The 24,533-nt window shown below is 53.0% G+C and carries 24 protein-coding genes; 9 read left to right on the top strand and 15 right to left on the bottom strand.

The window, feature by feature from the left end; genetic code table 11:
- Positions 1-153 precede the first annotated feature (153 nt).
- Positions 154-450, top strand: a complete 297-nt coding sequence (locus tag RT657_RS00120; protein ID WP_313651358.1) for a YciI family protein — start codon at positions 154-156, stop codon at positions 448-450.
- Between the two features lie 75 nt (positions 451-525).
- Positions 526-711: a hypothetical protein gene (locus RT657_RS00115; protein ID WP_313651356.1), complete on the top strand. Its 186-nt coding sequence runs from the start codon at positions 526-528 to the stop codon at positions 709-711.
- A gap of 183 nt (positions 712-894) precedes the next feature.
- On the opposite strand, the gene ycgZ is transcribed toward RT657_RS00115, so the two are convergent.
- Positions 895-1,137, bottom strand: coding sequence for a regulatory protein YcgZ (ycgZ, locus tag RT657_RS00110; protein WP_313651354.1), 243 nt, complete (start codon positions 1,135-1,137; stop codon positions 895-897).
- A 336-nt stretch (positions 1,138-1,473) separates the two neighbouring features.
- Here ycgZ and RT657_RS00105 point away from each other — a divergent pair, with 336 nt between their 5' ends.
- Entirely contained in the window at positions 1,474-1,791 is a 318-nt protein-coding gene (locus tag RT657_RS00105; protein WP_313651352.1) for a hypothetical protein, read from the top strand.
- Between the two features lie 39 nt (positions 1,792-1,830).
- On the opposite strand, the gene RT657_RS00100 is transcribed toward RT657_RS00105, so the two are convergent.
- On the bottom strand, positions 1,831-2,004 hold the full coding sequence (locus RT657_RS00100; RefSeq protein WP_313651350.1) for a YciY family protein: 174 nt from the start codon (positions 2,002-2,004) through the stop codon (positions 1,831-1,833).
- 157 nt (positions 2,005-2,161) lie between these two features.
- Between RT657_RS00100 and cls the strand changes: the two genes are divergently transcribed.
- Positions 2,162-3,622, top strand: coding sequence for a cardiolipin synthase (gene cls, locus RT657_RS00095; protein ID WP_313651348.1), 1,461 nt, complete (start codon positions 2,162-2,164; stop codon positions 3,620-3,622).
- Positions 3,623-3,667: 45 nt separating this feature from the next.
- Positions 3,668-3,991, top strand: a complete 324-nt coding sequence (locus tag RT657_RS00090; RefSeq protein WP_009089915.1) for an HI1450 family dsDNA-mimic protein — start codon at positions 3,668-3,670, stop codon at positions 3,989-3,991.
- A 43-nt stretch (positions 3,992-4,034) separates the two neighbouring features.
- Here the strand turns inward: RT657_RS00090 and oppF are convergent, their stop codons facing one another.
- The 7 genes from oppF to RT657_RS00055 form a co-directional block, all read right to left on the bottom strand.
- Complete coding sequence (gene oppF, locus RT657_RS00085) at positions 4,035-5,036, bottom strand: murein tripeptide/oligopeptide ABC transporter ATP binding protein OppF (protein WP_313651346.1); 1,002 nt, start codon at positions 5,034-5,036, stop codon at positions 4,035-4,037.
- Positions 5,033-6,046, bottom strand: coding sequence for an ABC transporter ATP-binding protein (locus tag RT657_RS00080; protein ID WP_313651344.1), 1,014 nt, complete (start codon positions 6,044-6,046; stop codon positions 5,033-5,035). Before RT657_RS00080 ends, oppF begins: the two co-directional genes overlap by 4 nt.
- An 11-nt stretch (positions 6,047-6,057) precedes the next feature.
- Entirely contained in the window at positions 6,058-6,966 is a 909-nt protein-coding gene (oppC, locus tag RT657_RS00075) for an oligopeptide ABC transporter permease OppC (RefSeq protein WP_313651342.1), read from the bottom strand.
- A gap of 14 nt (positions 6,967-6,980) precedes the next feature.
- Positions 6,981-7,901 (bottom strand): oligopeptide ABC transporter permease OppB, encoded by a 921-nt coding sequence (oppB, locus tag RT657_RS00070; protein ID WP_313651340.1) that lies wholly within the window; start codon positions 7,899-7,901, stop codon positions 6,981-6,983.
- A gap of 89 nt (positions 7,902-7,990) precedes the next feature.
- On the bottom strand, positions 7,991-9,631 hold the full coding sequence (gene oppA / locus RT657_RS00065) for an oligopeptide ABC transporter substrate-binding protein OppA (protein WP_313651338.1): 1,641 nt from the start codon (positions 9,629-9,631) through the stop codon (positions 7,991-7,993).
- Positions 9,632-9,784: 153 nt separating this feature from the next.
- On the bottom strand, positions 9,785-11,419 hold the full coding sequence (locus RT657_RS00060) for an ABC transporter substrate-binding protein (RefSeq protein ID WP_313651336.1): 1,635 nt from the start codon (positions 11,417-11,419) through the stop codon (positions 9,785-9,787).
- Between the two features lie 572 nt (positions 11,420-11,991).
- Entirely contained in the window at positions 11,992-12,639 is a 648-nt protein-coding gene (locus RT657_RS00055; RefSeq protein WP_313651334.1) for a YchE family NAAT transporter, read from the bottom strand.
- Between the two features lie 462 nt (positions 12,640-13,101).
- On the opposite strand from RT657_RS00055, the gene adhE reads away from it, so the two are divergent.
- Positions 13,102-15,789 (top strand): bifunctional acetaldehyde-CoA/alcohol dehydrogenase, encoded by a 2,688-nt coding sequence (adhE, locus tag RT657_RS00050; protein WP_313651332.1) that lies wholly within the window; start codon positions 13,102-13,104, stop codon positions 15,787-15,789.
- A 54-nt stretch (positions 15,790-15,843) separates the two neighbouring features.
- On the opposite strand, the gene tdk is transcribed toward adhE, so the two are convergent.
- Positions 15,844-16,476 carry a thymidine kinase gene (gene tdk, locus RT657_RS00045; RefSeq protein ID WP_313651330.1) on the bottom strand — a complete coding sequence of 211 codons (633 nt, stop codon included), beginning with the start codon at positions 16,474-16,476 and terminating at the stop codon, positions 15,844-15,846.
- A gap of 403 nt (positions 16,477-16,879) precedes the next feature.
- Here tdk and hns point away from each other — a divergent pair, with 403 nt between their 5' ends.
- Positions 16,880-17,290, top strand: coding sequence for a histone-like nucleoid-structuring protein H-NS (hns, locus tag RT657_RS00040; RefSeq protein ID WP_313651328.1), 411 nt, complete (start codon positions 16,880-16,882; stop codon positions 17,288-17,290).
- A 79-nt stretch (positions 17,291-17,369) separates the two neighbouring features.
- Here hns and RT657_RS00035 read toward each other — a convergent pair whose 3' ends face one another.
- The 5 genes from RT657_RS00035 to rssA all read right to left on the bottom strand — a co-directional run bounded on the left by RT657_RS00035 (position 17,370) and on the right by rssA (position 22,878).
- Positions 17,370-18,377, bottom strand: coding sequence for an NAD-dependent epimerase (locus RT657_RS00035; protein WP_313651326.1), 1,008 nt, complete (start codon positions 18,375-18,377; stop codon positions 17,370-17,372).
- A gap of 14 nt (positions 18,378-18,391) precedes the next feature.
- On the bottom strand, positions 18,392-19,732 hold the full coding sequence (locus RT657_RS00030; protein WP_313651324.1) for a UDP-glucose/GDP-mannose dehydrogenase family protein: 1,341 nt from the start codon (positions 19,730-19,732) through the stop codon (positions 18,392-18,394).
- Positions 19,733-19,754: 22 nt separating this feature from the next.
- Complete coding sequence (gene galU / locus RT657_RS00025; protein ID WP_313651322.1) at positions 19,755-20,663, bottom strand: UTP--glucose-1-phosphate uridylyltransferase GalU; 909 nt, start codon at positions 20,661-20,663, stop codon at positions 19,755-19,757.
- Between the two features lie 193 nt (positions 20,664-20,856).
- Complete coding sequence (gene rssB / locus RT657_RS00020; protein WP_313651320.1) at positions 20,857-21,873, bottom strand: two-component system response regulator RssB; 1,017 nt, start codon at positions 21,871-21,873, stop codon at positions 20,857-20,859.
- Between the two features lie 99 nt (positions 21,874-21,972).
- Positions 21,973-22,878, bottom strand: coding sequence for a patatin-like phospholipase RssA (gene rssA, locus RT657_RS00015; RefSeq protein WP_313651318.1), 906 nt, complete (start codon positions 22,876-22,878; stop codon positions 21,973-21,975).
- 96 nt (positions 22,879-22,974) lie between these two features.
- On the opposite strand from rssA, the gene RT657_RS00010 reads away from it, so the two are divergent.
- Positions 22,975-23,430 carry a YchJ family protein gene (locus RT657_RS00010; protein ID WP_313651316.1) on the top strand — a complete coding sequence of 152 codons (456 nt, stop codon included), beginning with the start codon at positions 22,975-22,977 and terminating at the stop codon, positions 23,428-23,430.
- Between the two features lie 55 nt (positions 23,431-23,485).
- A complete protein-coding gene (purU, locus tag RT657_RS00005; RefSeq protein WP_111140030.1) occupies positions 23,486-24,334 on the top strand; it encodes a formyltetrahydrofolate deformylase in 849 nt (282 codons plus the stop codon).
- The last annotated feature ends 199 nt before the right edge of the window (positions 24,335-24,533 follow it).

The following is a 24,533-nucleotide window of genomic DNA, read 5'->3' as shown; positions in this document are numbered from 1 at the left end:
TAGCAATCAGTTTCAATAACTCCCACTCTTCGTGCTGCATAAAAGCCTCTTTAGCCCTTTATGCTGAGCCCTGCATGGCCTGCAGGTTTCGTTTGCACTCTGCCTGGCGATCCCTTAACGTGTTGCGAAATTCTGAATACTGGGAGTTACTGAGTGCTTTACGTCATTTATGCAGAAGATACTGCAGATTCACTGGAAAAGCGTAATGCCGTGCGCCCTGCCCATCTGGCCCGGCTCAAACTGCTGCAGGAAGAGGGGCGCCTGATTATCGCTGGCCCGATGCCTGCGGTTGACAGTAACGATCCCGGTGTCGCGGGCTTTACCGGGTCAACCGTCGTTGCTGAGTTCCCGTCACTGGAAGCGGCACAATCCTGGGCGCAGGATGATCCTTACTTCGCGGCGGGTGTTTACGCGCAGGTTACGGTTAAGCCGTTCAAGCGCGTCTTCTGATAGCTGGCGGGCTGTGAAGATGGCTTCTGTGGCTGACACAGGAGCCATTTTTCTTTGCGTCATGGTAAGAGAAAAATGCAGATTGTGATTACTGGACTACTGGCAATCGTCATCGTCATGACGGGGTATGCCGTTTATCTCTGGCGGAAACGCGGCTGGCGGAAAGCAAGGCAGTGGATTGTGATGCTGATTGTGCTGGCGGCAGCACTGCAAATGGTTAACGTGGTGCTGATGATGAACGCGCAACGTCTTTTGGGATAATGTTCACTGAAATAATCCCTGAAGAAAAGGTTTTGCCGCAAAGTCTGCTGCTGATACGCTCTTCATATTGCGGCTCAGAGGCCAATACGGTGAAGCGTCTTGCGCTGAAAGGCGAAGAGATTCTTTGTGTGTTTAGCGAGCCAGATCGCAATGAAGTCTGCGCTGGCTCCCCCCGCTACCCAATTAACCACGATCCAGAATCAGGCCAATTAGTGCGTGATAGTGCTGCTCTTCTTCCGGGTTGGTCACATGCTGCAGACGCTTGATCAGTTTTGAGCAGATAGCCTTACGATTAAGGGTACGGCCTGAACTGATGATTTCAGTAACAACCGATCCCAGGATTGCCTGCTGCGAAGGTTGCGCAGCGCTATATAAGTACGCGGAGATGTCAGATACTGAAGCGGGAATACGAGTATTAGTCTGCATGATTGACCTCATTGCGTTTTTAGTAAAAGTCTTAACCGATGCAGTAAAGTTATACAATAACGCTCCCCGTGTACAGATATTTAGTTATCTTATTTTCTATTAATTCATTACCTGAATTAAAAAAACCATTAAATCAATTAGTTATTAAAACGTAAAGTTGTACAAATTTCTCCTGACATCTTGTACAACCTACCCGTATCCACACCTCCCACGGCAAAAAACGATCTGTTCATCATTTTTTCAGTCGCGAAGATGCATTTTCTGGCAGAGCTGACTACATTTGGATCTTACAGATTAAACCTCTGAATGGATGCACAGCGCAGTCACGACCTTATTATGCATAAAACTTATCCCGGTCAGACCCTTACCCTGTTAGCGCCGCTGCTGTCACGTCTGGCAGCGATTGCTGATCCTAAAATTGAAGTGATGAGCGGTTATCCCGCACATTGCTCGGCGTGGCTGACGATCTATTATCAGCGAAAGTCGGGGAAGTGGTCCTATGAATGGTACGATCGGGCGGGTTGTCGCCGGCCAGTCGCGCTGGGCGACCCGATGACATGTCTGATGCATGAGGTCAGCGACCGCGGGGCGACGCAGCAGGAGCACCTGCTGGCGCGCCGCCTGCTGGCCGAAACGGGATTTATGGAAGCCTGACGAAGCGGTTATCCGCCAGGCTCTCAGCGTTGGTTAACGCTAGACCATCTGCGTAATGAACAGAATAGAACGACGCTGCTGCTGTGCCAGCTGGTGGCGAATGCAGTGAATTCGCTTATAACGCCGTGACTGCCCTTCCAGCCAGCGTGCACGGCGACGATGAACCTGTCTCAGCATTCTCCAGCGCGCCACTTCATTTCTGCTTCTTTTCATTACTTCCTCTCTGACATCAAATCCGCGTGGGCATTATAGAGATCTCTGCGCGAATGCCAAATCCGATCGTCTGCTCAGAGTCCGGGATTAAAGGTTCCGTTAGCGCGTTTCTGCACGTAAACTTGCCGGACGGAAGCGCGAACGGGATGTCCACTTTATGACCACTTTTTATACGCTCATCAGCTGGTTGCTGCTGTTTGGATACTGGCTGCTGATTGCCGGTGTCACCCTGCGCATTCTGATGAAGCGTCGGGCCGTGACTTCAGCGATGGCCTGGCTGCTGGTGATCTATATTCTGCCGCTGGTGGGCATTATCGCTTATCTCTCTTTTGGCGAACTCCATCTGGGTAAGCGCCGCGCGGAGCGCGCACGCACCATGTGGCCCTCCACCGCCCGCTGGCTTAACGATCTCAGACAGTGCCGCGAAATCTTCGCCACCGGGCACAGCGATGTGGCGCGTTCCCTGTTTGAGCTTTGCTACCATCGCCAGGGGATCGCCGGGGTTAAGGGCAATCAGCTCCAGCTGCTGACCAGCTCTGATGATGTGATGCAGGCGCTGATCCGCGATATCCAGCTGGCCCGCCATAACATCGAAATGGTCTTCTATATCTGGCATCCCGGTGGCCTGGCGGATGAAGTGGCGGAATCCCTGATGGCGGCCTCACGTCGGGGCGTGCATTGTCGTCTGCTGCTCGACTCCGCAGGCAGCGTGACCTTTTTCCGCAGCCCCTGGGCGGGCATGATGCGTAATGCCGGTATCGACGTGGTGGAGGCGCTGCAGGTGAGCCTGCTGCGCGTGTTCCTGCGACGCATGGACCTGCGTCAGCACCGTAAAATCGTTCTGATCGACAACTATATTGCCTACACCGGCAGCATGAACCTGGTCGATCCACGCTTCTTCAAGCAGAGTGCAGGCGTCGGCCAGTGGATCGATTTGATGGCGCGAATGGAGGGCCCGGTTGCCACCGCGATGGGGATTGTTTTCAGCTGTGACTGGGAGATCGAAACCGGCAAACGAATCCTTCCGCCGCCGCCCGACCGCAATATCATGCCGTTCGAACAGGAAAGCGGCCACACCGTTCAGGTCATCGCTTCCGGTCCAGGTTTCCCGGAGGATATGATCCATCAGGCGCTGCTGACGGCGGTTTATTCGGCGCGTGAGCAGCTGATCATGACCACACCTTATTTTGTGCCCAGCGACGATCTGCTGCATGCCATCTGTACGGCGGCGCAGCGTGGCGTCAGTGTCAGCATTATCATTCCGCGCAACAACGACTCATTGCTGGTGGGCTGGGCCAGCCGCGCTTTCTTCAGCGAACTGCTGGAAGCCGGTGTCAAAATTTATCAGTTTGAAGATGGCCTGCTGCACACCAAGAGCGTGCTGGTCGACGGACAGCTGAGCCTGGTCGGCACCGTAAACCTCGATATGCGCAGTCTGTGGCTGAACTTTGAAGTGACCCTGGTGGTGGACGATGCGGGCTTTGGCAGCGATCTGGCCTGTGTACAGGACGATTATATCGCCCGTTCCCGCCTGCTGGATGGCAAACGCTGGGCAAAACGTGCCTGGTGGCAGCGCATCGTCGAACGACTGTTTTACTTCTTCAGCCCTTTACTGTAAAACGAGCCAGATTGTGTAAATGACCGCAGGCCGACAGGACAGACTATGGATTTAAATAATCGCCTTACCGAAGATGAAACGCTGGAACAAGCCTACGATATTTTTCTCGAACTGGCAGGCGACAACCTGGATCCGGCCGATATCATTCTCTTTAATCTGCAGTTTGAAGAGCGCGGCGGCGCGGAGCTGTTCGATCCTTCCGAAGACTGGAAAGATCATGTTGATTTCGATCTGAACCCGGACTTCTTCGCTGAGGTCGTGATTGGGCTGGGTGAAGCGGACGGCGAGCCGATTACCGACGTCTTTGCGCGCGTGCTGCTCTGCCGCGAGAAAGATCACAAGCTCTGTCACATCCTGTGGCGGGAGTAATCGTCAGATAAAAAAACGCCGGGCCGCTGCCCGGCGTTTTGCTTTACAGCGGGTCGACTTTCAGGCAGGAGACCGCATGGTGGAAACTGCCTTCCAGCAGTGGCCGGGTTTTAGCACACTCCGGCCCGGCAATCGGGCAACGGGTCCGGAACACGCAGCCTGACGGCGGATTGATCGGCGACGGCAGCTCCCCTTCCAGCAGTTGAATCTGTTTATTCTTCTCCAGATCCGGATCGGGAATCGGCACGGCGGACATCAGCGCACGGGTGTAAGGGTGCTGCGGATTGCTGTAGACCTCATTGTAGGTGCCCAGCTCCACCGCATGGCCCAGATACATCACCAGCACGCGGTCAGAGATGTGCTTCACCACCGCCAAGTCATGAGCGATAAAGATCAGCGACAGCCCCATCTCGCGCTGGAGCTGCTGCAGCAGGTTAACCACCTGAGCCTGAATCGAGACATCCAGCGCAGAGACCGGCTCGTCACAGATAATCAGCTTCGGCTCCAGAATCAGGGCGCGGGCGATACCGATACGCTGGCACTGGCCGCCCGAGAACTCGTGCGGATAGCGGTTGATCAGGTTAGGCAGCAGCCCCACCTTCATCATCATGTTTTTAACGCGCTCTTTGACCTCCTGACGCGCCATTTTCGGATGATAGGTCCTGAGCGGCTCCGCGATGATATCGCCGATGGTCATACGCGGGTTGAGCGACGCCAGCGGGTCCTGGAAGATCATCTGGATGTCGCTGCGTGCCTTGCGCCACTCCTCTTCGCTCTGGCCCAGCAGATCACGGCCCAGCCAGGCGACGCGCCCGTCCGTTGCCTTGACCAGACCGATAATGGCGCGCGCCAGGGTCGACTTTCCGCAGCCCGACTCGCCCACCACACCCAGCGTTTCGCCCTCATAGAGCCGCAGGCTGACGCCATCCACTGCTTTCAGGGTTTTCGACGGCTGCCAGAACCACTGCTTGCCCTCTTTAATGTCGAAATGCACTTTGAGATCGGCGATTTCGAGTAAGACTTTTTTCTCCGCTACGGTGCTCATACTAACTCCTCCACCGGCTTAAAGCAGGCGCGCAGGCGGCCATCGCCGAAAGGTTCCAGCGGCGGTGCCTGGGTGCAGATATCCATCGCGTGTGGACAACGCGGCTGGAACGGACAACCCTGCGGCAGGCGCAGCAGATTGGGCGGATTACCCGGAATGGTGGTCAGGCTCTCGCCTTCCGCATCCAGACGCGGTACGGCGTTAAGCAGGCCGATTGAGTAAGGATGGGCGGGCTGATAGAAGACGTCGCGGGCCCGGCCATACTCCATGGTCCGGCCTGCGTACATCACCAGCACTTTATCGCAGATCCCTGCCACCACACCAAGATCGTGGGTGATCATAATGATGGCCGTGTTGAACTCGCGCTTCAGCTCATTGAGCAGCGTCATGATCTGCGCCTGCACCGTCACATCCAGCGCGGTCGTCGGCTCATCCGCGATCAGCAGCTTAGGGCGACAGAGCAGCGCCATGGCGATCATCACGCGCTGGCGCATCCCACCTGAGAACTCATGGGGATACATCTTCATCCGCTTGCGCGCTTCCGGCATTTTTACCGCATCCAGCATCCGCACTGACTCCTCAAACGCCTGCGCATTGTTCATACCTTTATGCAGTTTCAGCACCTCCATGAGCTGCTCACCCACCCGCATATAGGGGTTCAGTGAAGTCATGGGGTCCTGGAAGATCATCGCAATCTGCTCGGCGCGTAGTTTGTTCAGCTGACTTTCCGGCAGATTAAGGATCTCTTTGCCGTTAAACATCGCCGAGCCGCCGATACGGCCATTTTTGGCCAGCAGCCCCATCAGGGCAAACGCGGTCTGCGACTTGCCGGAGCCGGATTCACCAACAATGCCCAGCGTCTCACCAGCGCGCAGTGAGAAGTTCAGATCGTTGACGGCGGTGACATCCCCGTCATGTGTGCTAAAGGTCACGCGCAGATCTTTGACCGTAAGTAGCTGTTCGCTTCCCGCGCGGGCCGCCATCGCTGGCTGAAATTCATGAATGGTCATCGGGAAACTCCTTAACGATCTTTCGGGTCGAGGGCATCACGCAGGCCATCGCCGATAAAGTTGAAACAGAACAGCGTGACCACCAGGAACGCCGCCGGAAAGAGCAGCAGCCATGGCGAAACTTCCATAGAGTTGGCCCCGTCGCTGAGCAGTGCGCCCCAGCTACTCAGCGGCTCCTGCGTGCCCAGGCCAAGGAAGCTCAGGAAGGATTCGAACAGGATCATGCTTGGCACCAGCAGCGAAGCGTAAACCACCACCACGCCCAGTACGTTCGGTACAATATGGCGCACGACGATCTTCCAGGTCGATACGCCACCCACATGGGCTGCTTCGATAAACTCTTTGCGCTTCAGGCTGAGCGTCTGGCCGCGCACGATACGCGCCATATCCAGCCAGGAGACCATGCCGATCGCGGCAAAAATCAGCAGGATGTTGCGGCCAAAGAAGGTCACCAGCAGGATGACGAAGAACATAAACGGGAAGGAGTTCAGGATTTCCAGAATACGCATCATCACCGAGTCGGTTTTGCCGCCCAGGTATCCGGCAATCGAGCCATAAAGCGTGCCGACGATCACCGCGATCAACGCAGAGGCGACGCCCACCATCAGGGAAATGCGGCCGCCGATCGCCACGCGCACCAGCAGGTCACGTCCCGACGAATCGGTGCCGAACCAGTGGCCGGAAGTGGTATCCGGCGGTGAGGACATCATCGCCCAGTCGGTGTCGTCATAGGTGAACTGCGCCAGCATTGGGGCGAAGATCACGAACAGCGTAATCAGCAGCAGCACCAGCAGGCTGATCAGGGCTGCCCGGTTATGAATAAAGCGACGACGCGCATCCTGCCAGAGGCTCCGCCCTTCGACTTCCAGCTTCTCACTGAACGCATCAAGAGCTTCGCTGTTTTTCTTACTTAACATCATGGCGAACTCCGCAATCAGTAACGAATTTTCGGATCGATAACGGCATAGAGCACGTCAACAATCGCATTAAAAACAATGGTCAGCAGACCGACCAGAATGGTCAGGCTCATCACCAGTGAGTAGTCACGGTTCAGCGCGCCGTTGACAAACAGCTGGCCGATACCCGGCAGACCATAGATCGACTCAATCACCATTGAACCGGTGATGATGCCGACAAAGGCCGGGCCCATATAGGAGATCACAGGCAGCAGAGCCGGTTTCAGCGCATGGCGCAGTACGATGCGGCGCAGCGGTAAGCCTTTTGCCCGTGCGGTGCGGATAAAGTTCGAGTGCATCACTTCAATCATCGATCCACGGGTAATACGGGCAATGCTGGCGATATAGGCCAGCGACAGGGCCACCATCGGCAGCAGCATGTAGTTCCACTGCCCGCCATTCCAGCCGCCACCCGGCAGCCACTTCAGGCTGATAGCGAACAGCAGGACCAGCAGCGGCGCGACCACAAAACTGGGTATCACCACGCCGGTCATGGCCACCCCCATCACCGCGAAGTCCCACAATGTGTTCTGTTTAAGCGCGGCGATCACGCCAGCCGTTACCCCCAGTATTACCGCGAGCAGAAACGCGGCCAGCCCGAGTTTGGCCGAGACCGGGAAGGCATGCGCCACCAGATAGTTGACCGAATAGTCTTTGTATTTAAACGACGGGCCGAAATCACCGTGTGCCAGCTGCACCAGGTAATCGACATACTGTTTACCGATCGGATCGTTGAGGTGATATTTCGCCTCGATATTCGCCATCACTTCCGGGGCCAGCGTACGCTCGCCGGTAAAGGGGCTGCCAGGAGCCAGGCGCATCATAAAGAAGGAGATGGTAATCAGGACGAACAGCGTCGGTAGCGCTTCAAGCAAGCGACGCAGGATGAATTTTAACATTGCCGTACCTACCAGGCTGTTGCTTCACAACATAAAAATAGTAAAAGGCGGCGCCAGACGCGCCGCCACTGCTGATAGCCTGAATGCTATTAGTGTTTAATGATGTAAAAGTCTTTAGACAAGGTTTTATCCAGTGGATCTTTACCGGTATAACCCCCCACGTACGGTTTCACCAGACGCGTGTTCACGTAGTAGTAAACCGGGACGATGGTGCTGTCTTTATCCAGGATCTGCTCCGCTTTCTGATAGTCCACTGCGCGGCCTTTCTCATCCGAAGCCTTGATCGCGTCACGCACCACTTTATCGAACTCATCGCTCTTATAATGCGCGGTGTTACTGCTGCTGTTGGACAGCATGGTGTTCAGGAATGAAGTCGGTTCGTTGTAGTCCGCGCACCAGGCCGCACGTGACACATCGAAGTTACCCTGATGACGGGTATCCAGGAAGGTTTTCCACTCCTGGTTTTCCAGCTTGATATTCACGCCGATGTTTTTCTTCCAGATCGACGAGGCGGCAATCGCCAGCTTCTTGTGCAGATCGGAGGTGTTATACAGCAGGTTAAAGGTCAGTGGTTTGTCAGCGGTGTAACCCGCTTCGGCCAGCAGCTTTTTCGCTTCGGCGTTGCGTTTGTCCTGTGACCATTTGAACCAGTCCGGCGGCAGAATATCCATGCCATCAGTCGCTGGCGGCGTGTAGCTGTAGGCCGGTTTCTGGCCCTGCGCCAGCACTTTGTTCACCATAATGTCACGATCCAGACCCAGCTTCAGGGCAGCGCGGACGCGTGGATCGGTAAATGGCGCTTTCTGGTTGTTAATTTCATAGTAGTAGGTGCAGAGGTAAGGATCGACATGCAGCTCTTTACCATTGTCACGCTGCAGTTTTTTAAACAGCTCAATTGGCAGATTGTTATAGGTCATGTCGCTGCCGTTCTCAGAGAAATAACGGTTAACGTCACTGACTTCAGAACTGATTGGCAGGTAGGTCACTTTGTTCAGCACGGTGTGTTCGTTGTCCCAGTAGTTCGGGTTACGCACCAGGGTAATGCGCTCGTTGATCACGTGCGCGTCCAGCTTAAAGGCACCGTTGCCGACCCAGTTCTGCGGCTGGGTCCACTGATCACCAAACTTCTCGATCGCCGGTTTATAAACCGGAGACATCACAGAGTTGATCAGCAGCTTATCGAAGTATGGCACCGGCTCGCTCAGGGTGACTTCCAGCGTGTGATCATCAATGGCTTTTACGCCCAGATCGGTAATTGGTTTTTTACCGGCGATGATGTCATCAACGTTCAGAATATGACCATATTGCGGGTAGCTGGCGTACGGTGAAGCCGTTTTAGGATCGACAAGACGCTCCCAACTGTAGACGAAGTCCTGCGCGGTAACCGGCTCGCCATTAGACCATTTGGCATTTTTACGCAGGTGGAACGTCCATACTTTGAAATCTTTGTTTTCGTAACTTTCCGCAACACCCGGGATCGGTTTACCGTTGCTGTCATTGACCAGCAGACCTTCGTAAAGGTCGCGCGCCACGTTGTCTTCCGGCACACCTTCAATTTTGTGCGGATCAAGCGACTGCACTTCATCGCCATTGCCGCGTACCAGCTCCTGTTTTGCGGCCAGCTCAACGCCTGCGGGCACGGTTGCCGCCAGCGCCGCATTCCCTGCCAGTGCACTTACTGCGGCAAAAACGCCCGCTGCGATCAGGCTTTTTTTCGTGATGTTGTTCATTATTACACTCCAGTTTTATTATCGTCACCGCGGCGATGCACTGCCACGGCGTCCCCCGTCTCCGGGCTCCCCGGCCTGTACCAGGGAGATCGACCCCAAAAAATGGTCTTTATGCGAATGCGTTTCTGACTGTCTCGCCGGATGGCGATCAGATCAGTGTTGTTTGATGAAGTAGTACTTCAGGTCTGTCATGTCCTGCGGGTCTTTGCCCGTAAAACCGCCCACCCAGGGCTTTACCAGGCGCACACTGACGCGGTAGTAAACTGGCACAATGGGTGAGTCTTTGTCGAGTTGTGTTTCAGCCTGCTGATAGAGCTCAGCGCGCGCGGCTTCACTGCCCGCCGTCAGCGTCTCCGACATCAGGCGATCGAAGGTCGCGCTACTGTAGAACGCCGTGTTAATCGAGGCGTTGCTGATCAGCATATTCAGGAAGGTTGACGGCTCGTTGTAGTCAGCGCACCAGGTTGCACGCACCACGTCAAACTGTGCCTGATGCCGGGTCTCCAGCATCGTCTTCCACTCCTGGTTCTGCAGCGTCACTTTGGCGCCCAGATTTTTCTGCCACATTGACGCGGCCGCAATCGCCTGGCGTTTATTCTGATCGGAGGTGTTATAGAGCAGCGTAAAGCTGAGCGGATGGGCGGCATCGAATCCCGCCTCGGCCAGCAGCTTTTTCGCCGCCTCGTTACGCTGCGCCTGCGTCCAGTTGAACCAGGCGGGCGGCGTCAGCCGTATACCGGCGGTAAACGGCGGCGTCAGGCTGTAAGCCGGGATCTGTCCCTGAGCCATGATCTTATTAGCGATGATGTCGCGATCCAGCGTCATCTTCAGCGCGTTGCGCACCCGCGCATCGGTGAAAGGCGGCTTTTTATTATTAATTTCGTAGTAGAAGGTGCAGAGCAGCGGACTGACTTTCACTTCATCACCCAGCTCTTTACGCAGTTTGCCAAACATCTCAGGCGGCACCGCGCTGTTGGTGATATCCGTGCCGCCGCTGCGATAGCGGTTGATGTCGCTGTTTTCCGAGGCGATAGGCAGGAATGTCCCCTGCTCGATTACCGTATGGGCGTTATCCCAGTAATGCGGATTACGCTTCACGACGATTTTTTCATTCACCACCCAGTCGCTCAGCACGTAGGCGCCGTTGCCGACATAGTGCTCCGGACGCGTCCAGGCCTCTCCCCACTGTTTAATGGCGGGTGCATAGACCGGCTTCATGGCCGTATGCGCTAACATGGCCACCAGATAAGGCACCGGCTCGCTCAGGGTAATCTGCAGCCGATGGGCATCCAGCGCCTTAACGCCCAGCTTTTCGGGTGACGCTTTGCCTGCCAGAATGGCATCGATATTGGCAAAATGAGCGGCCTGCAGGTAGCTGGCATAAGGTGATGCCGTTTTCGGATCGACCAGACGCCGCCAGCTGAAAACAAAATCGTCGGCGGTGACAGGCTGACCATTGCTCCATTTCGCATCATCGCGCAGATGGAAAATCCAGATGTCAGGCTGCGGATTCTCCCAGCTTTTCGCCACGCCAGGCACCACCTCGCCGCGGTTATCGGTGTTCACCAGCCCATCCAGCAGGTTGTGAATGATATTTGATTCCGGCACGCCTTCAGTTTTGTGCGGGTCCAGCGAGGAAACCTCACTGCCGTTATTAATCACAATCTCCTGGCGAGCGGCCAGGGCGGTGCCCGGCGGAACCGTCGCGGCATAGGCTGGCGAAATGGCCGTGAACAGAATACCTGCGATGAGTGACCGCCGTTGCTGCAATTTCTCTATCCCAATCATGCGAAACGCCAACCCTTTATTAAGTATCCCGACAGGCTTAAGCAAAAAGCGTTCTCACTTTGGGCTTTCGGAGAAAAAATTTGTGCTGGACCAAAAATTATCAGAAGCCGTAACAGGGTGCCAAAGTAAAATAGCTAAAATGTTAACTAATTCTCTTTTATCATGAGAAATGCAGCAGCGGAAGTGTTAATTTTTGCTCTAAAAATAAGGTATCCCACTGATTTAAAAGAGATTCAATCAAAAAAAGCATAAAACATGGAGAGGAAATAAAAAAAAGCATCCGATGTGGTACTTATCGGGGAATTTGTCGTTTTGTTACGATGAAATCGAGCGGATTAAGGAAATGGTGGCGATTTATGAGGTGTCATTAAACAGCAGTAGCAGAAAATGATGTGAAAATGTTGACATGTTTTTGTAGAAAAAAGTCTGTGACCTGATGCGCAGTAATGAAATTTATAATTACCGGTCTGCGTTAAGCTGAATGAATAAATGCATTGTAATGGTGCAATAAACTGCGCTATTGCACCATAACGGTTCAAAAAATCATTTCATGGTCTGAAATAAGTGCTCTGTCAGTTGAGCAGACCGGGAAAAATAGCCTTCATACCGGTGACAACAAACTCGATGCCCAGTGCCATCAGCAGCAGGCCCATAATACGGGTAATGACGTTAATCCCGGTCTGACCCAGGATACGGACCATTAATGGCGCGGCCCGGAACAGCAGCCAGCAGCAGAAGGCGAAGATGGCTATCGCCAGCGTGAAGCCCAGCAGGTTAATCCAGCTGTGGTAGCGAGTGCTCCAGACGATAGTCGAGCTAATCGCCCCTGGTCCCGCCATCAGCGGGAGCGCCAGTGGCACAACACCCACACTTTCGCGGATTGCCGTCTCTGACTTCTCCTGCTTATTCTGCTTATCTTCACCCAGTTTGCCGCTGATCATCGACATCGCAATGGTAACAACCAGGATCCCGCCTGCAATACGGAAGGAATCAATTGAGATGCCGAACACCCGCAGTATGGCATCGCCTAAAAAGAGTGACGTCCAGAGGATAATCGCCACCGCCAGGTTGGCGGTGAGATTGGTTTTATTACGCTCAGCCACGCCCTGATAACGGGTCATACTGATAAATACAGGAATAATGCCCACCGGATTCACCAGCGCAAAGAGCCCGACAAAAAATTTTATATAACCTGAAAGATCTAACAGCGCAGGATTCACGACTTTACTCCGTACCACAGGGGGGAAAACGCGCCTAATGTATGTGAAAACGGACACAGACACCAGATGCAGGCTCGGCAATTTATGCTATTGAACTTTGGCACATTTAGCGCTTTACGCCAGTGATCGTCTAAGGGCTGGAGATAGCCGCTGCCACACCCTGCTGCTTCAGATACACATAATGTAAGAAAACAGATGAAGCAATCCGCAGCTGAATGGTGTCAGCTTGCGCTTAAATTGATCTGCATCAAAATTGCTCTACCCCAAACCAGGTAATCTTTTTGCAACGGAAGCAGTCGCGGCAGTGCAGTCTATCCTCTTCGCCGCAACTGAAGACTTATTCAGTAAGCCTCTGAAAATCCTGAATTTACATACCTGAGTAGTGGTGTTGATGCCGTGTGGCGCTACTCAGTTACAAAGGAGAGTTTACTAAAAAAGTTTAACTTCCTTCAGGAGAACACCATGGCCGTAACCAATATCGCGGAACTGAATGCACTGGTTGAACGTGTGAAAAAAGCCCAGCGTGAATATGCCAGCTTTTCTCAACAGCAGGTCGACGCCATCTTCCGTGCCGCCGCCCTCGCCGCCGCCGATGCCCGCATCCCACTCGCTAAAATGGCTGTTGCCGAATCGGGTATGGGCATCGTCGAAGATAAAGTCATTAAAAACCATTTTGCCTCTGAATATATTTATAACGCCTATAAAGATGAGAAGACATGCGGTGTGTTAGCCACTGATGACACCTTTGGCACCATTACCATCGCCGAACCGATTGGCCTGATTTGCGGCATCGTCCCGACCACCAACCCAACCTCTACCGCCATTTTTAAAGCCCTGATTAGCCTTAAAACCCGCAACGGAATTATCTTCTCGCCACACCCACGCGCGAAAGATGCCACCAACAAAGCCGCAGATATCGTTCTGCAGGCGGCGATTGCGGCCGGTGCGCCGAAAGATATTATCGGCTGGATTGACGCTCCTTCCGTAGAACTCTCCAATCAGCTGATGCATCACCCTGATATCAACCTGATTCTCGCTACCGGCGGACCGGGCATGGTGAAGGCGGCTTACAGCTCCGGGAAACCTGCGATTGGTGTCGGTGCCGGTAATACGCCGGTCGTGATTGATGAAACCGCTGACCTGAAACGTGCCGTGGCGTCCATATTGATGTCCAAAACCTTCGACAACGGCGTGATCTGTGCCTCTGAACAGTCAGTGATTGTTGTGGATTCCGTCTATGATGCAGTACGTGAACGCTTTGCCAGCCACGGCGGATACCTGCTGCAGGGTGCCGAACTGCAGGCAGTACAGGATATCATCCTGAAAAACGGCGGCCTGAACGCAGCCATCGTTGGTCAGCCCGCAGTGAAAATTGCCGAAATGGCCGGCCTTCGTGTGCCCGCCAGCACTAAAATCCTGATTGGTGAAGTGAAACGGGTGGATGAGTCTGAGCCGTTCGCCCATGAAAAACTCTCGCCGACGCTGGCGATGTACCGGGCGAAAGATTTCCAGGACGCTGTAGAGAAAGCCGAGAAGCTGGTCGCCATGGGCGGTATCGGCCACACCTCCTGTCTCTACACCGATCAGGACAATCAGACCGAACGCGTGCACTACTTTGGCGACAAAATGAAAACGGCGCGTATTCTGATCAACACACCTGCCTCGCAGGGCGGTATTGGCGACCTCTACAACTTCAAACTGGCGCCGTCTCTGACGCTGGGATGTGGTTCATGGGGCGGCAACTCGATTTCTGAGAACGTCGGGCCGAAACATCTGATCAATACCAAAACTGTCGCCAAGCGAGCTGAAAATATGTTGTGGCATAAACTTCCTCAATCCATCTATTTCCGCCGAGGTTCCCTGCCGATTGCGCTGGAAGAGGTGGCAACAGACGGCGCGAAACGTGCCTTTATCGTCACTGACCGCTTCCTGTTCAATAATGGCTATGCCGACCAGGTGACCCGCGTACTGAAAAATCACGGTATCGAAACGGAGGTCTTCTTTGAAGTTGAAGCAGACCCAACGCTGAGCATCGTTCGCAAAGGCGCGGAACAGATGAATAGCTTCAAGCCGGATGTCATCATCGCGCTGGGTGGCGGCTCTCCGATGGATGCGGCCAAAATTATGTGGGTGATGTACGAACATCCGGAAACCCACTTCGAAGAGCTGGCGTTACGTTTCATGGATATCCGTAAACGTATCTACAGGTTCCCGAAAATGGGCGTGAAAGCGCGACTGGTCGCCATCACGACGACCTCTGGTACAGGGTCAGAAGTAACGCCGTTTGCCGTGGTGACCGATGATGCCACCGGGCAGAAATATCCTCTGGCAGACTATGCACTGACCCCGAATGTGGCGATTGTGGATGCCAATCTGGTCATGGATATGCCGCGTTCACTCTGCGCATTCGGCGGTCTGGATGCCGTAACACATGCGCTGGAAGCCTACGTTTCCGTGCTGGCGAATGAGTATTCCGATGGCCAGGCGCTGCAGGCGCTGAAGCTGCTAAAAGAGAACCTGCCTGCCAGCTATGCCGAAGGCGCGAAAAACCCGATTGCGCGGGAGCGCGTGCATAACGCCGCGACCATTGCCGGTATCGCCTTTGCCAACGCCTTCCTCGGGGTCTGTCACTCCATGGCCCATAAACTGGGTTCAGAGTTCCATATCCCACACGGTCTGGCTAACGCGCTGTTAATCTCCAACGTTATCCGTTACAACGCGAACGACAACCCGACCAAACAGACGGCCTTTAGCCAGTATGACCGTCCCCAGGCTCGCCGGCGCTACGCCGAAGTGGCCGACCATTTAGGTCTGAGCGCCCCTGGCGACCGTACCGCGCAGAAAATTGAGAAGCTGCTGGCCTGGCTGGACGAGATCAAAACTGAACTGGGTATCCCCGCTTCTATCCGCGAAGCGGGTGTGCAGGAAGCGGACTTCCTGGCGAAAGTCGATAAACTGGCCGACGATGCGTTTGATGACCAGTGTACAGGCGCAAACCCACGCTATCCGCTGATTGCTGAGCTGAAACAGATCATGCTTGATACCTTCTACGGCCGTGAATTTGTCGAACCCTTCTCAGGTGTCGCTGAGGCGGTGGCTGCACAGCCGGTGAAAGAGATAAAAAGCGAGAAAAAAGCGAAGCAAGTCTGATAGCACCGCGTTAACACGCTAATAAAAAACCCGCCACGGCGGGTTTTTTGCTTTTCAGCACTGAGGATTGTGCAGCGGGGTCTGTGCGCCATAAATTGCCTGCAACGACCCCTGCTCTATCGCCTGCTTATAATGCTTACGGCAGACAGAGATATAACGCTCGTTGCCACCAATCACCACCTGCTCACCCTCACTGAAGGGTTTTCCTTCGCTGTCGAGCCGCAGCACCATGCTGGCCTTGCGGCCACAGTGACAGATAGTTTTCAGCTCAACCAGCTTGTCCGCCCATGCCAGCAGATACTGACTGCCAACAAAAAGTTCGCCACGAAAATCGGTTCTCAGGCCATAACAGAGCACGGGAATATCCAGATCGTCGACCACATCAGAAAGTGCTTTAACCTGCTCGCGGGTCAGGAACTGACTTTCATCGACCAGCACGCAGTGAACCGGGCTGATGGCGTGCTCGGCGGCGATCTCGCTAAAGAGCGACGTCCCGGCATTATAGAGACAGGCAGGTGACGAAAGGCCGATGCGGGAACTCACCTGCCCGGCACCAAAGCGGTTATCAATCTCAGCGGTGTAAACCAGGGAACGCATACCGCGCTCCTGATAGTTGTAGGAGGATTGCAGCAGTGCGGTCGATTTCCCTGCATTCATGGCAGAGTAATAAAAATAGAGCTGAGCCATAGAAACTTGTCTTCATCAGAACTGAACAGAATGGCGCGCATATTAACATAAAGTGCCGGCAATACGACGTGGTTGATGTGTCCTTAAAGCGTAACGGTGAAGCCGTCTGAACGCGGTCAGCCATCTTCCGGCTGATATCTGGCATACTCCACAGGGCTGAATTTTCGTGAGATTAACCGTAGCACCAGAGATGATATTTATGCAGCAGATCAAAATACATTAGCTTTTTTTCATAACTGTCCACATGAAACTATTTTTAAATTTATCCTGAAATTATTTTACCGCACGATTATTTTCACTCCAGTCAGACTGGTGCTTTTATTTTTTTAATATTGAGTTTATTTAACGTCGCCACTACTATTAGCGGGCAACACAACTTTTTTCTTATTCAGAGACCAGGACAATGAGCGAAGCACTAAAAATTCTTAATAATATCCGTACGCTGCGCGCCCAGGCCAGAGAGTATTCCGTGGAAATGCTGGAAGAAATGCTGGAAAAACTGGATGTGGTGGTGAAAGAACGCCGTGAAGAAGAGTCAAATTTTCAGGCTGAAAATGAAGAACGTACACGTAAACTTAATCAGTATCGTGAAATGCTGCTGGCCGACGGTATCGACCCGAACGAACTAATTGGCACGCAAACCCCATCTGCACGCACTGCGACTAAAGCTAAACGTTCAGCACGTCCGGCTAAATATGGCTACACTGACGAGAAAGGTGAATCCAGAACCTGGACCGGTCAGGGACGTACGCCAGCAGCGATTAAGCAGGCGCTGGAAAAACAGGGTAAACAGCTGGACGATTTTTTACTGTAATCGCAACGGATTTAGAGTCCAGGACGATCCTAAGCCGAAGGTTATAAAAAAAGGAAGCCGAAGCTTCCTTTTCTTTTTATCAGACGCGGTAAAAATCCCGGTACCACGCCACAAAATTTTTAACCCCCTCTTCGACACCGGTTTGCGGTTTAAAACCAATAGCCTTAAACAGCGCCTCAGTATCCGCGCTGGTTTCCAGCACATCGCCGGGTTGCATTGGCATCAGATTTTTCTTCGCCGTAATACCCAGAGCTTTTTCAAGCGCCTCGATATAGTTCATCAGTGTGACAGGCTGACTGTTACCAATATTATAAACGCGATAAGGTGCAGAACTGATGGCAGGGGAACCGGTTTCAACGGTCCAGTTATCATCCCGCTGAGGAATAACATCCTGTAGACGGACAATAGCTTCTGCAATGTCATCGATATAGGTAAAGTCGCGTTTCATCTGCCCCTGGTTATACACATCAATTGCCTCACCTGCGATCATGGCACGGGTGAATTTGAACAGCGCCATATCCGGACGACCCCACGGGCCATAGACGGTAAAGAAGCGCAAACCCGTCGTCGGCAACTGATAAAGATGGGAATAAGTATGCGACATCAGCTCATTTGCTTTTTTGGTCGCCGCATATAAAGAAACCGGATGATCCACGCTGTCTTCGGTCGAAAACGGCATTTTACGGTTCAGCCCATAGACGGAACTGGATGAGGCATAGAGCAGATGTTCAATTTTATGATGACGGCATCCCTCAAGAATATTGAGGTGCCCGATAAGGTTGGCATCGGCATAGGCATGCGGATTGTCGATGGAATAACGGACGCCGGCCTGCGCACCCAGGTGGATCACGCGCTGGAACTGATACTGGTCGAACAGTGACGCTATTGCGTCACGGTCCGCCAGGTCCATCTCAATAAAAGTAAAACCAGGATCGGCCTTAATTAAATTGAGACGGGCGTGTTTGAGATTTACGTCGTAATAATCATTCAGGTTGTCGATACCGACAACCTGGTGACCGGCAGCCAGCAGACGTTGACTGACATGAAAACCAATAAAACCTGCGGCGCCGGTGACCAGAAAGTTCATAAATCCCTCGTTAATTATGCAGGTTGAATAGACGCTCCGCGGCCGATTGCATAATAAACGAAACCGCGTTTGCTGATACGCTCTGGATCATACAGGTTACGACCATCAAAAATCACGGCTTCTTTCAGCGCATTTTTAATGATGTCGAAGTCAGGTGCACGGAAGTTCTGCCACTCCGTACAGATGACCAGCGCGTCGGCGCCCTGCAGCGCCGCTTCTTTGGTACCCATCAGCTTAAGATCGCTGCGGTGACCGTAGATGCGCTGCGCTTCATCCATCGCTTCAGGGTCAAACGCCTGTACAGAGGCGCCTGCTTCCCACAGCGTTTCCATCAGCACGCGGCTGGAGGCTTCACGCATATCGTCCGTGTTTGGCTTAAATGAGAGACCCCAGAGTGCAAACGTCTTACCCTTCAGGTCGTTACCAAAGTGACGCTTGATAAAGGTCGGCAGCTTGGTTTTCTGGCTGTCATTCACATCTTCCACTGCCTGCAGCAGGCGCGGCTGATAGCCAATGGACTCAGCAGTACGAATCAGCGCCTGCACATCTTTGGGGAAGCAGGAGCCGCCGTAACCACAGCCTGGATAGATAAAGTGATAGCCGATGCGAGGATCTGAACCGATACCCTGACGAACTTTCTCAATATCTGCGCCTAAACGTTCGGCCAGGTTAGACATCTCGTTCATGAAGCTGATTTTGGTGGCCAGCATACAGTTGGCCGCATACTTGGTCAGCTCTGCACTGCGGATGTCCATCATAATCATGCGGTCGTGGTTGCGGTTAAACGGCTCATAGAGCTCGCGTAACAGTTCAACCACTTCGTCGTTGTCGGTGCCGACAACGATACGTTCAGGACGCATACAGTCGTTGACTGCCGCACCCTCTTTCAGAAATTCCGGGTTAGAAACCACATCGAAGGTGATGTTGGCGTCACGCGCTTTCAGCGCTTCCGTCATTACTGCACGAACTTTATCTGCTGTGCCAACCGGTACGGTTGATTTGTCGATAACCACTTTGTGATCGTTCATGTGCTGCGCAATCGTGCGCGCTACGGCGGTCACATATTTCAGATCGGCAGAGCCGTCTTCATCAGGTGGAGTACCGACTGCAATAAACTGCATAACACCATGGTTTACGCCCTGCTCAGCATCAGTGCTGAACTTCAGACGACCCGCTTCGTAATTTGACATGACCAGCGGTGTTAAACCTGGTTCGAAAATAGGAATGATGCCTTTTTTCAGATTTTCGACTTTATTAGCGTCAACATCAATGCAGAGAACGTCATGTCCGACTTCGGCTAACACCGCAGCCTGAACCAGACCGACATAGCCGATACCAAATACAGTGACTTTCATCGAGTTATCCTGTGTTTATAAATTACTTTTTGTTGCCAACTGCGCCATCGAGCCATTCAGAAAAATCTTTGCCCAATACCGGATGACGAACACCGTACTCAACGAAAGCCTGCATATAGCCCAGTTTGTTACCACAGTCATGGCTAACGCCTTTCAGGTGATAAGCTTCAACGGTCTCTTTTTCCATCAGCATGGCGATAGAGTCGGTCAGCTGAACTTCGCCGCCTGCACCTGGAGGGGTCTTCGCCAGCAGTGGCCAGATATCAGAAGAAAGTACGTAACGACCTACAACCGCCAGGTTGGATGGCGCTTCAGTCGCTTTAGGCTTCTCAACGACGCCTACCATTGGCGCGCTGTCACCTGGATTCAGTTCTGCACCCTGGCAGTCAACTACGCCGTAAGCGGTTACATCTTCAACCGGTTCAACCATGATCTGGCTGCGGCCCGACTCTTCATAACGGCTCAGCATTTCTGCCAGGTTATCTTTGGTTGGATTTGATTCGTATTCGTCGATGATAACGTCTGGCAGGATAACAGCGAATGGCTCGTTACCAATCAGCGGATGCGCGCACATAACCGCATGGCCCAGGCCTTTCGCGATGCCCTGACGAACCTGCATGATGGTAACGTGTGGCGGGCAGATTGACTGGATTTCATCCAGCAGCTGACGCTTAACGCGTTTTTCCAGCATTGATTCCAGTTCGAAGCTGGTATCAAAGTGGTTTTCGATAGCATTTTTTGATGAATGCGTTACCAGCACAATTTCATTGATGCCAGCGGCAATACACTCGTTAACGACATACTGAATTAACGGCTTATCAACCAGCGGTAACATCTCTTTTGGAATCGCTTTGGTCGCAGGAAGCATACGCGTACCCAAACCCGCTACCGGGATTACCGCTTTTTTTACTTTGGTATTATTGGCAGACATTAAGATACCTCTCTCATAGGCCGTTCAAGTTAATACTTGATATGTCGGTTTAAAATCGAAAATGAGTATATCAGTTAGTATCGAACGGATTTATCCTGGAAGGCATGAAACCGTCGAAATTAAGACTATTACCCAACTGTAAAGTTAAACTCTGGCCCTGTCTCCAGCGCCAGAATCTCACTGTTACTAACGCTTATTCTTCCGTGGAAAGCATCAGCCGGATACGCCCTCCAGCGCCCCAGACATGGCATTGCCAGTTCTCTGCGCGCTGACTGATCTGATTGAGATGCGTGCTCCCCATAGTGCCAAGCGGGACACCATTACTGAGCTGGATCTGATGAGCATGAACATGAAGTGTGGCGTTTAATCCGGCAGACACCAGAATCAGGTTTTTCAGACCGCGATGATAATAGCCCACCAGTAACGGGAACTGACCGCTCAGATTCGCCTGGCGCAGCAGCAGATTGACTTGTTTCAGCAACCCATTCAGCTCTGGCAGCCGCTGTTTTTGTCCGCTGAGCTGCTCCTGAAGCAGGCCATTAAATAGCGCACGTAGCAGCAGGGCCGCCAGCACGCCATTGTCGCCGGCGCGCGTTACGTCCAGACAGTAAAATGCCAGATCTTTGTCGGAGAGCGCCGCAATATCGAGCACCAGACCTGGCTGCTCCGCCATCGTTAGCTGGCGATAGTTAATCCGGCAGTTGGCAACAGTCTGTTGCACCGGCGGCTGCAGTTGCTTGAGCAGTTTAGCGGCAGCCAGCGGGTCGCGAACCAGCGCATCCCAGTCCTGGAATAACTGCTCATCCTCTTCGACTTTTGAGGTGAACATCGAAGGATAAAGGCACTCATAAACCGCTTCACGGAAGCGTTCAAAATTCTTTAATGGCTTAAGCAGCACATCCTGCACCCCCAGACGCAACACATGGGCAATGTCAGACATATTTTCGGTGGCCGAGACGATCAATATCGGCACCACATTGCCACGGGTACGAATGTGCTCAACGAACTGGATCCCACTCATGCGGGGCATCTCCAGATCGCAGATAATCAGGTCGACGGTATGCTGTTGTAGTTGTGCAATTGCTTCCAGACCATCTTCCGCTTGTAACGTTACAGCACCCATCGATAACAAAAATTGGTCCAGCAACGAACGGAAAACAGCCTCATCTTCGACAATGAGTATCTTTTTGCCGAGTAGTGGTTTTTCCATTCTTTCCCCCTGCGTACCAGATATTTCAATAGTGGTTCATAAAACGCAGTTGCGCCTTTCAGAATTGCCCAAAGTCACCGCTTTGAATGAACAACCTGATTATCTGCCACGGACCAGTGGTAATAGTTCATCCATTTTCTTCTCTACGGCGGCCCTGCCTGCCTCAATGGCTTCTTCAGCCCGGTGAAAGTCCAGCGTTGAAATCTGCGGACAAACCGGTTGTATCAACACATCGGGTGGATCGCCTGCCATGCGATTTCTTTTCAGTCGATTTTCCAGCACCTGGATAGAGGTCGACATAATCTCCATCGCGCCAGGTGACTGTGAAGCCCGACGATGCGTGAAATTCACCAGCCGCTGGCGGAGCTTTCCTCCCCAGCTTAATGCTGCGGCGGCAGCTTCTTCTTCACTGTTCTGAGGTGTAACCGAGAACAGATCCTGCTGCATTAAATGCGCGTCATGCTGTAAGTCAACGGCAATCACGATGTCTGCCCCCAGGGCCCGGGTCAGTGAAATGGGCACCGGATTGACAACGGCACCATCCACCAGCCAATACCCATTGTAGCCCACGGGCGGTAATAAACCTGGCATACTGCAGGAAGCACGAACAGCCTGATGCAGGGCGCCCTCCGTCAGCCAGAGTTCACGACCCGTACTGAGATTGGTTGCCACCACACCAAAGGGTTTGTGGCACGCTTCAATGGCATCATTCGGGATAAGCTGACGGACATGATTAAACACCCGCTCTCCGCGTAACAGCCCGCCACGTTGCCAGGAGACATCCATCAGGCGAATCACATCCCAGTAGCGAAATGCACTGACCCATTTTTCCATTAGCGGCAGGCGATTATTCACATAGGCCGATCCCACCAGCGCGCCTACCGAGCAACCGGCAACGACGTCGATCTCGATACCTGCACGCTCAAGCGCATTAATCACGCCAATATGTGCCCATCCTTTGGCTGCGCCTGACCCCAGAGCCAATCCAATTTTTATCTTTCGCATTTGTACCTGGTCCTGCCGTCAATACGTAGCGTCACAACGTGGGGTTCGCTAACATAGCGCGCTTCTGAAATCGACTCATCATTCTCTGGAGATAATGTGTCAAAAATCTGCCCATGCTGCAGCGGGGAGCAGTATAGCGTATGTTGCGAGCCCTTTCTGCAGGGTACACAAATTCCTGTTACCGCTGAACAGCTTATGCGATCACGCTATTGCGCCTATGTTGAGCATAATGCGGAATATCTGGTTGCAACCTGGCACCCTGACAAGCGTCATCCGGGCCTGTCCGGGCTTTTATCTGAAAGTTTTCCGGGCACCGAATGGCTTAGCCTGAATGTAACCTGTTGTAATCATGGACGCCACGAGAACGAAGCCTCCGTAACCTTTTTTGCGCGATATCGCGAGAAAGCGAACATTCATGCCATTCATGAGTGTTCACGCTTTCTTCGCGAGGATCAACGCTGGTACTATGTGGACGGTACAGCGCCATCGACAGGCCGTAACGATCCCTGCCCCTGCGGCAGTGGCAAAAAATACAAAAAATGTTGTGGCTGAGCGAACTGCTGCCCAACGGTTTTACCCCTAATGCTTTGACAGGACTCTGATTGAGATGCAAGCGCAAACCATGCAAAGAAAAGTTTTACGAACCATTTGTCCCGATGCAAAAGGTCTGATCGCCAAAATCACCAATATCTGTTACAAGCACGAACTTAATATCGTGCAGAACAATGAGTTTGTTGATCATCGCACCGGGCGCTTTTTCATGCGCACCGAGCTGGAAGGGATTTTCAACGACAACACACTGCTCGCCGATCTTGATAGCGCCCTGCCTCAGGGTTCAGTACGTGAACTGCACAGTGCCGGCCGTCGTCGCGTTGTCATTCTGGTGACGAAAGAGGCGCACTGTCTGGGCGACCTGCTTATGAAGAGCGCGTTTGGCGGTCTGGATATGGAAATTGCTGCGGTCGTAGGTAACCACGATACCCTGCGTTCGCTGGTTGAGCGTTTTGATATTCCCTTTGTGCTGGTGAGCCATGAAGGTCTGACCCGGGAAGAGCATGACAATCGCATGGCGGAGGAGATTGACCGTTATCAGCCCGATTATGTCGTGCTGGCGAAATATATGCGCGTCCTGACGCCCGCCTTCGTGCAGCGTTATCCGAATCAGATCATTAACATTCACCACTCGTTCCTGCCCGCCTTTATCGGTGCCCGTCCTTACCACCAGGCTTATGAACGTGGCGTGAAGATCATTGGCGCGACCGCGCACTATGTGAATGATAATCTCGATGAAGGCCCGATTATCATGCAGGATGTGATCAACGTCGATCACAGCTATACCGCTGATGAAATGATGCGTGCCGGTCGCGATGTTGAGAAAAATGTCCTGAGCAATGCGCTGTACAAAGTGCTGGGGCAGCGCGTATTTGTTTACGGTAACCGCACGATCATTCTTTAATCAGCCAGCGTGCTGAATTGCCTGCAGTTTCAGCACGACGCGTAAAAAGTGGGCAAACAGTTACTGTTTTGCCAGTGGGCGCTTTACACCCTTATCGCATTTGGTATGATGCGCCCCGCTTTAAGCGATAAAGATTCAGGCCATGGTGGGATTCCCGAGCGGCCAAAGGGAGCAGACTGTAAATCTGCCGTCACAGACT

Origin of the sequence: Pantoea sp. (assembly GCF_032114055.1) — a bacterium.
GTDB lineage: Bacteria > Pseudomonadota > Gammaproteobacteria > Enterobacterales > Enterobacteriaceae > Pantoea.
The sequence above is the reverse complement of the archived record's forward strand: the minus strand, read 5'-3'. Positions and strand labels throughout refer to the sequence as shown.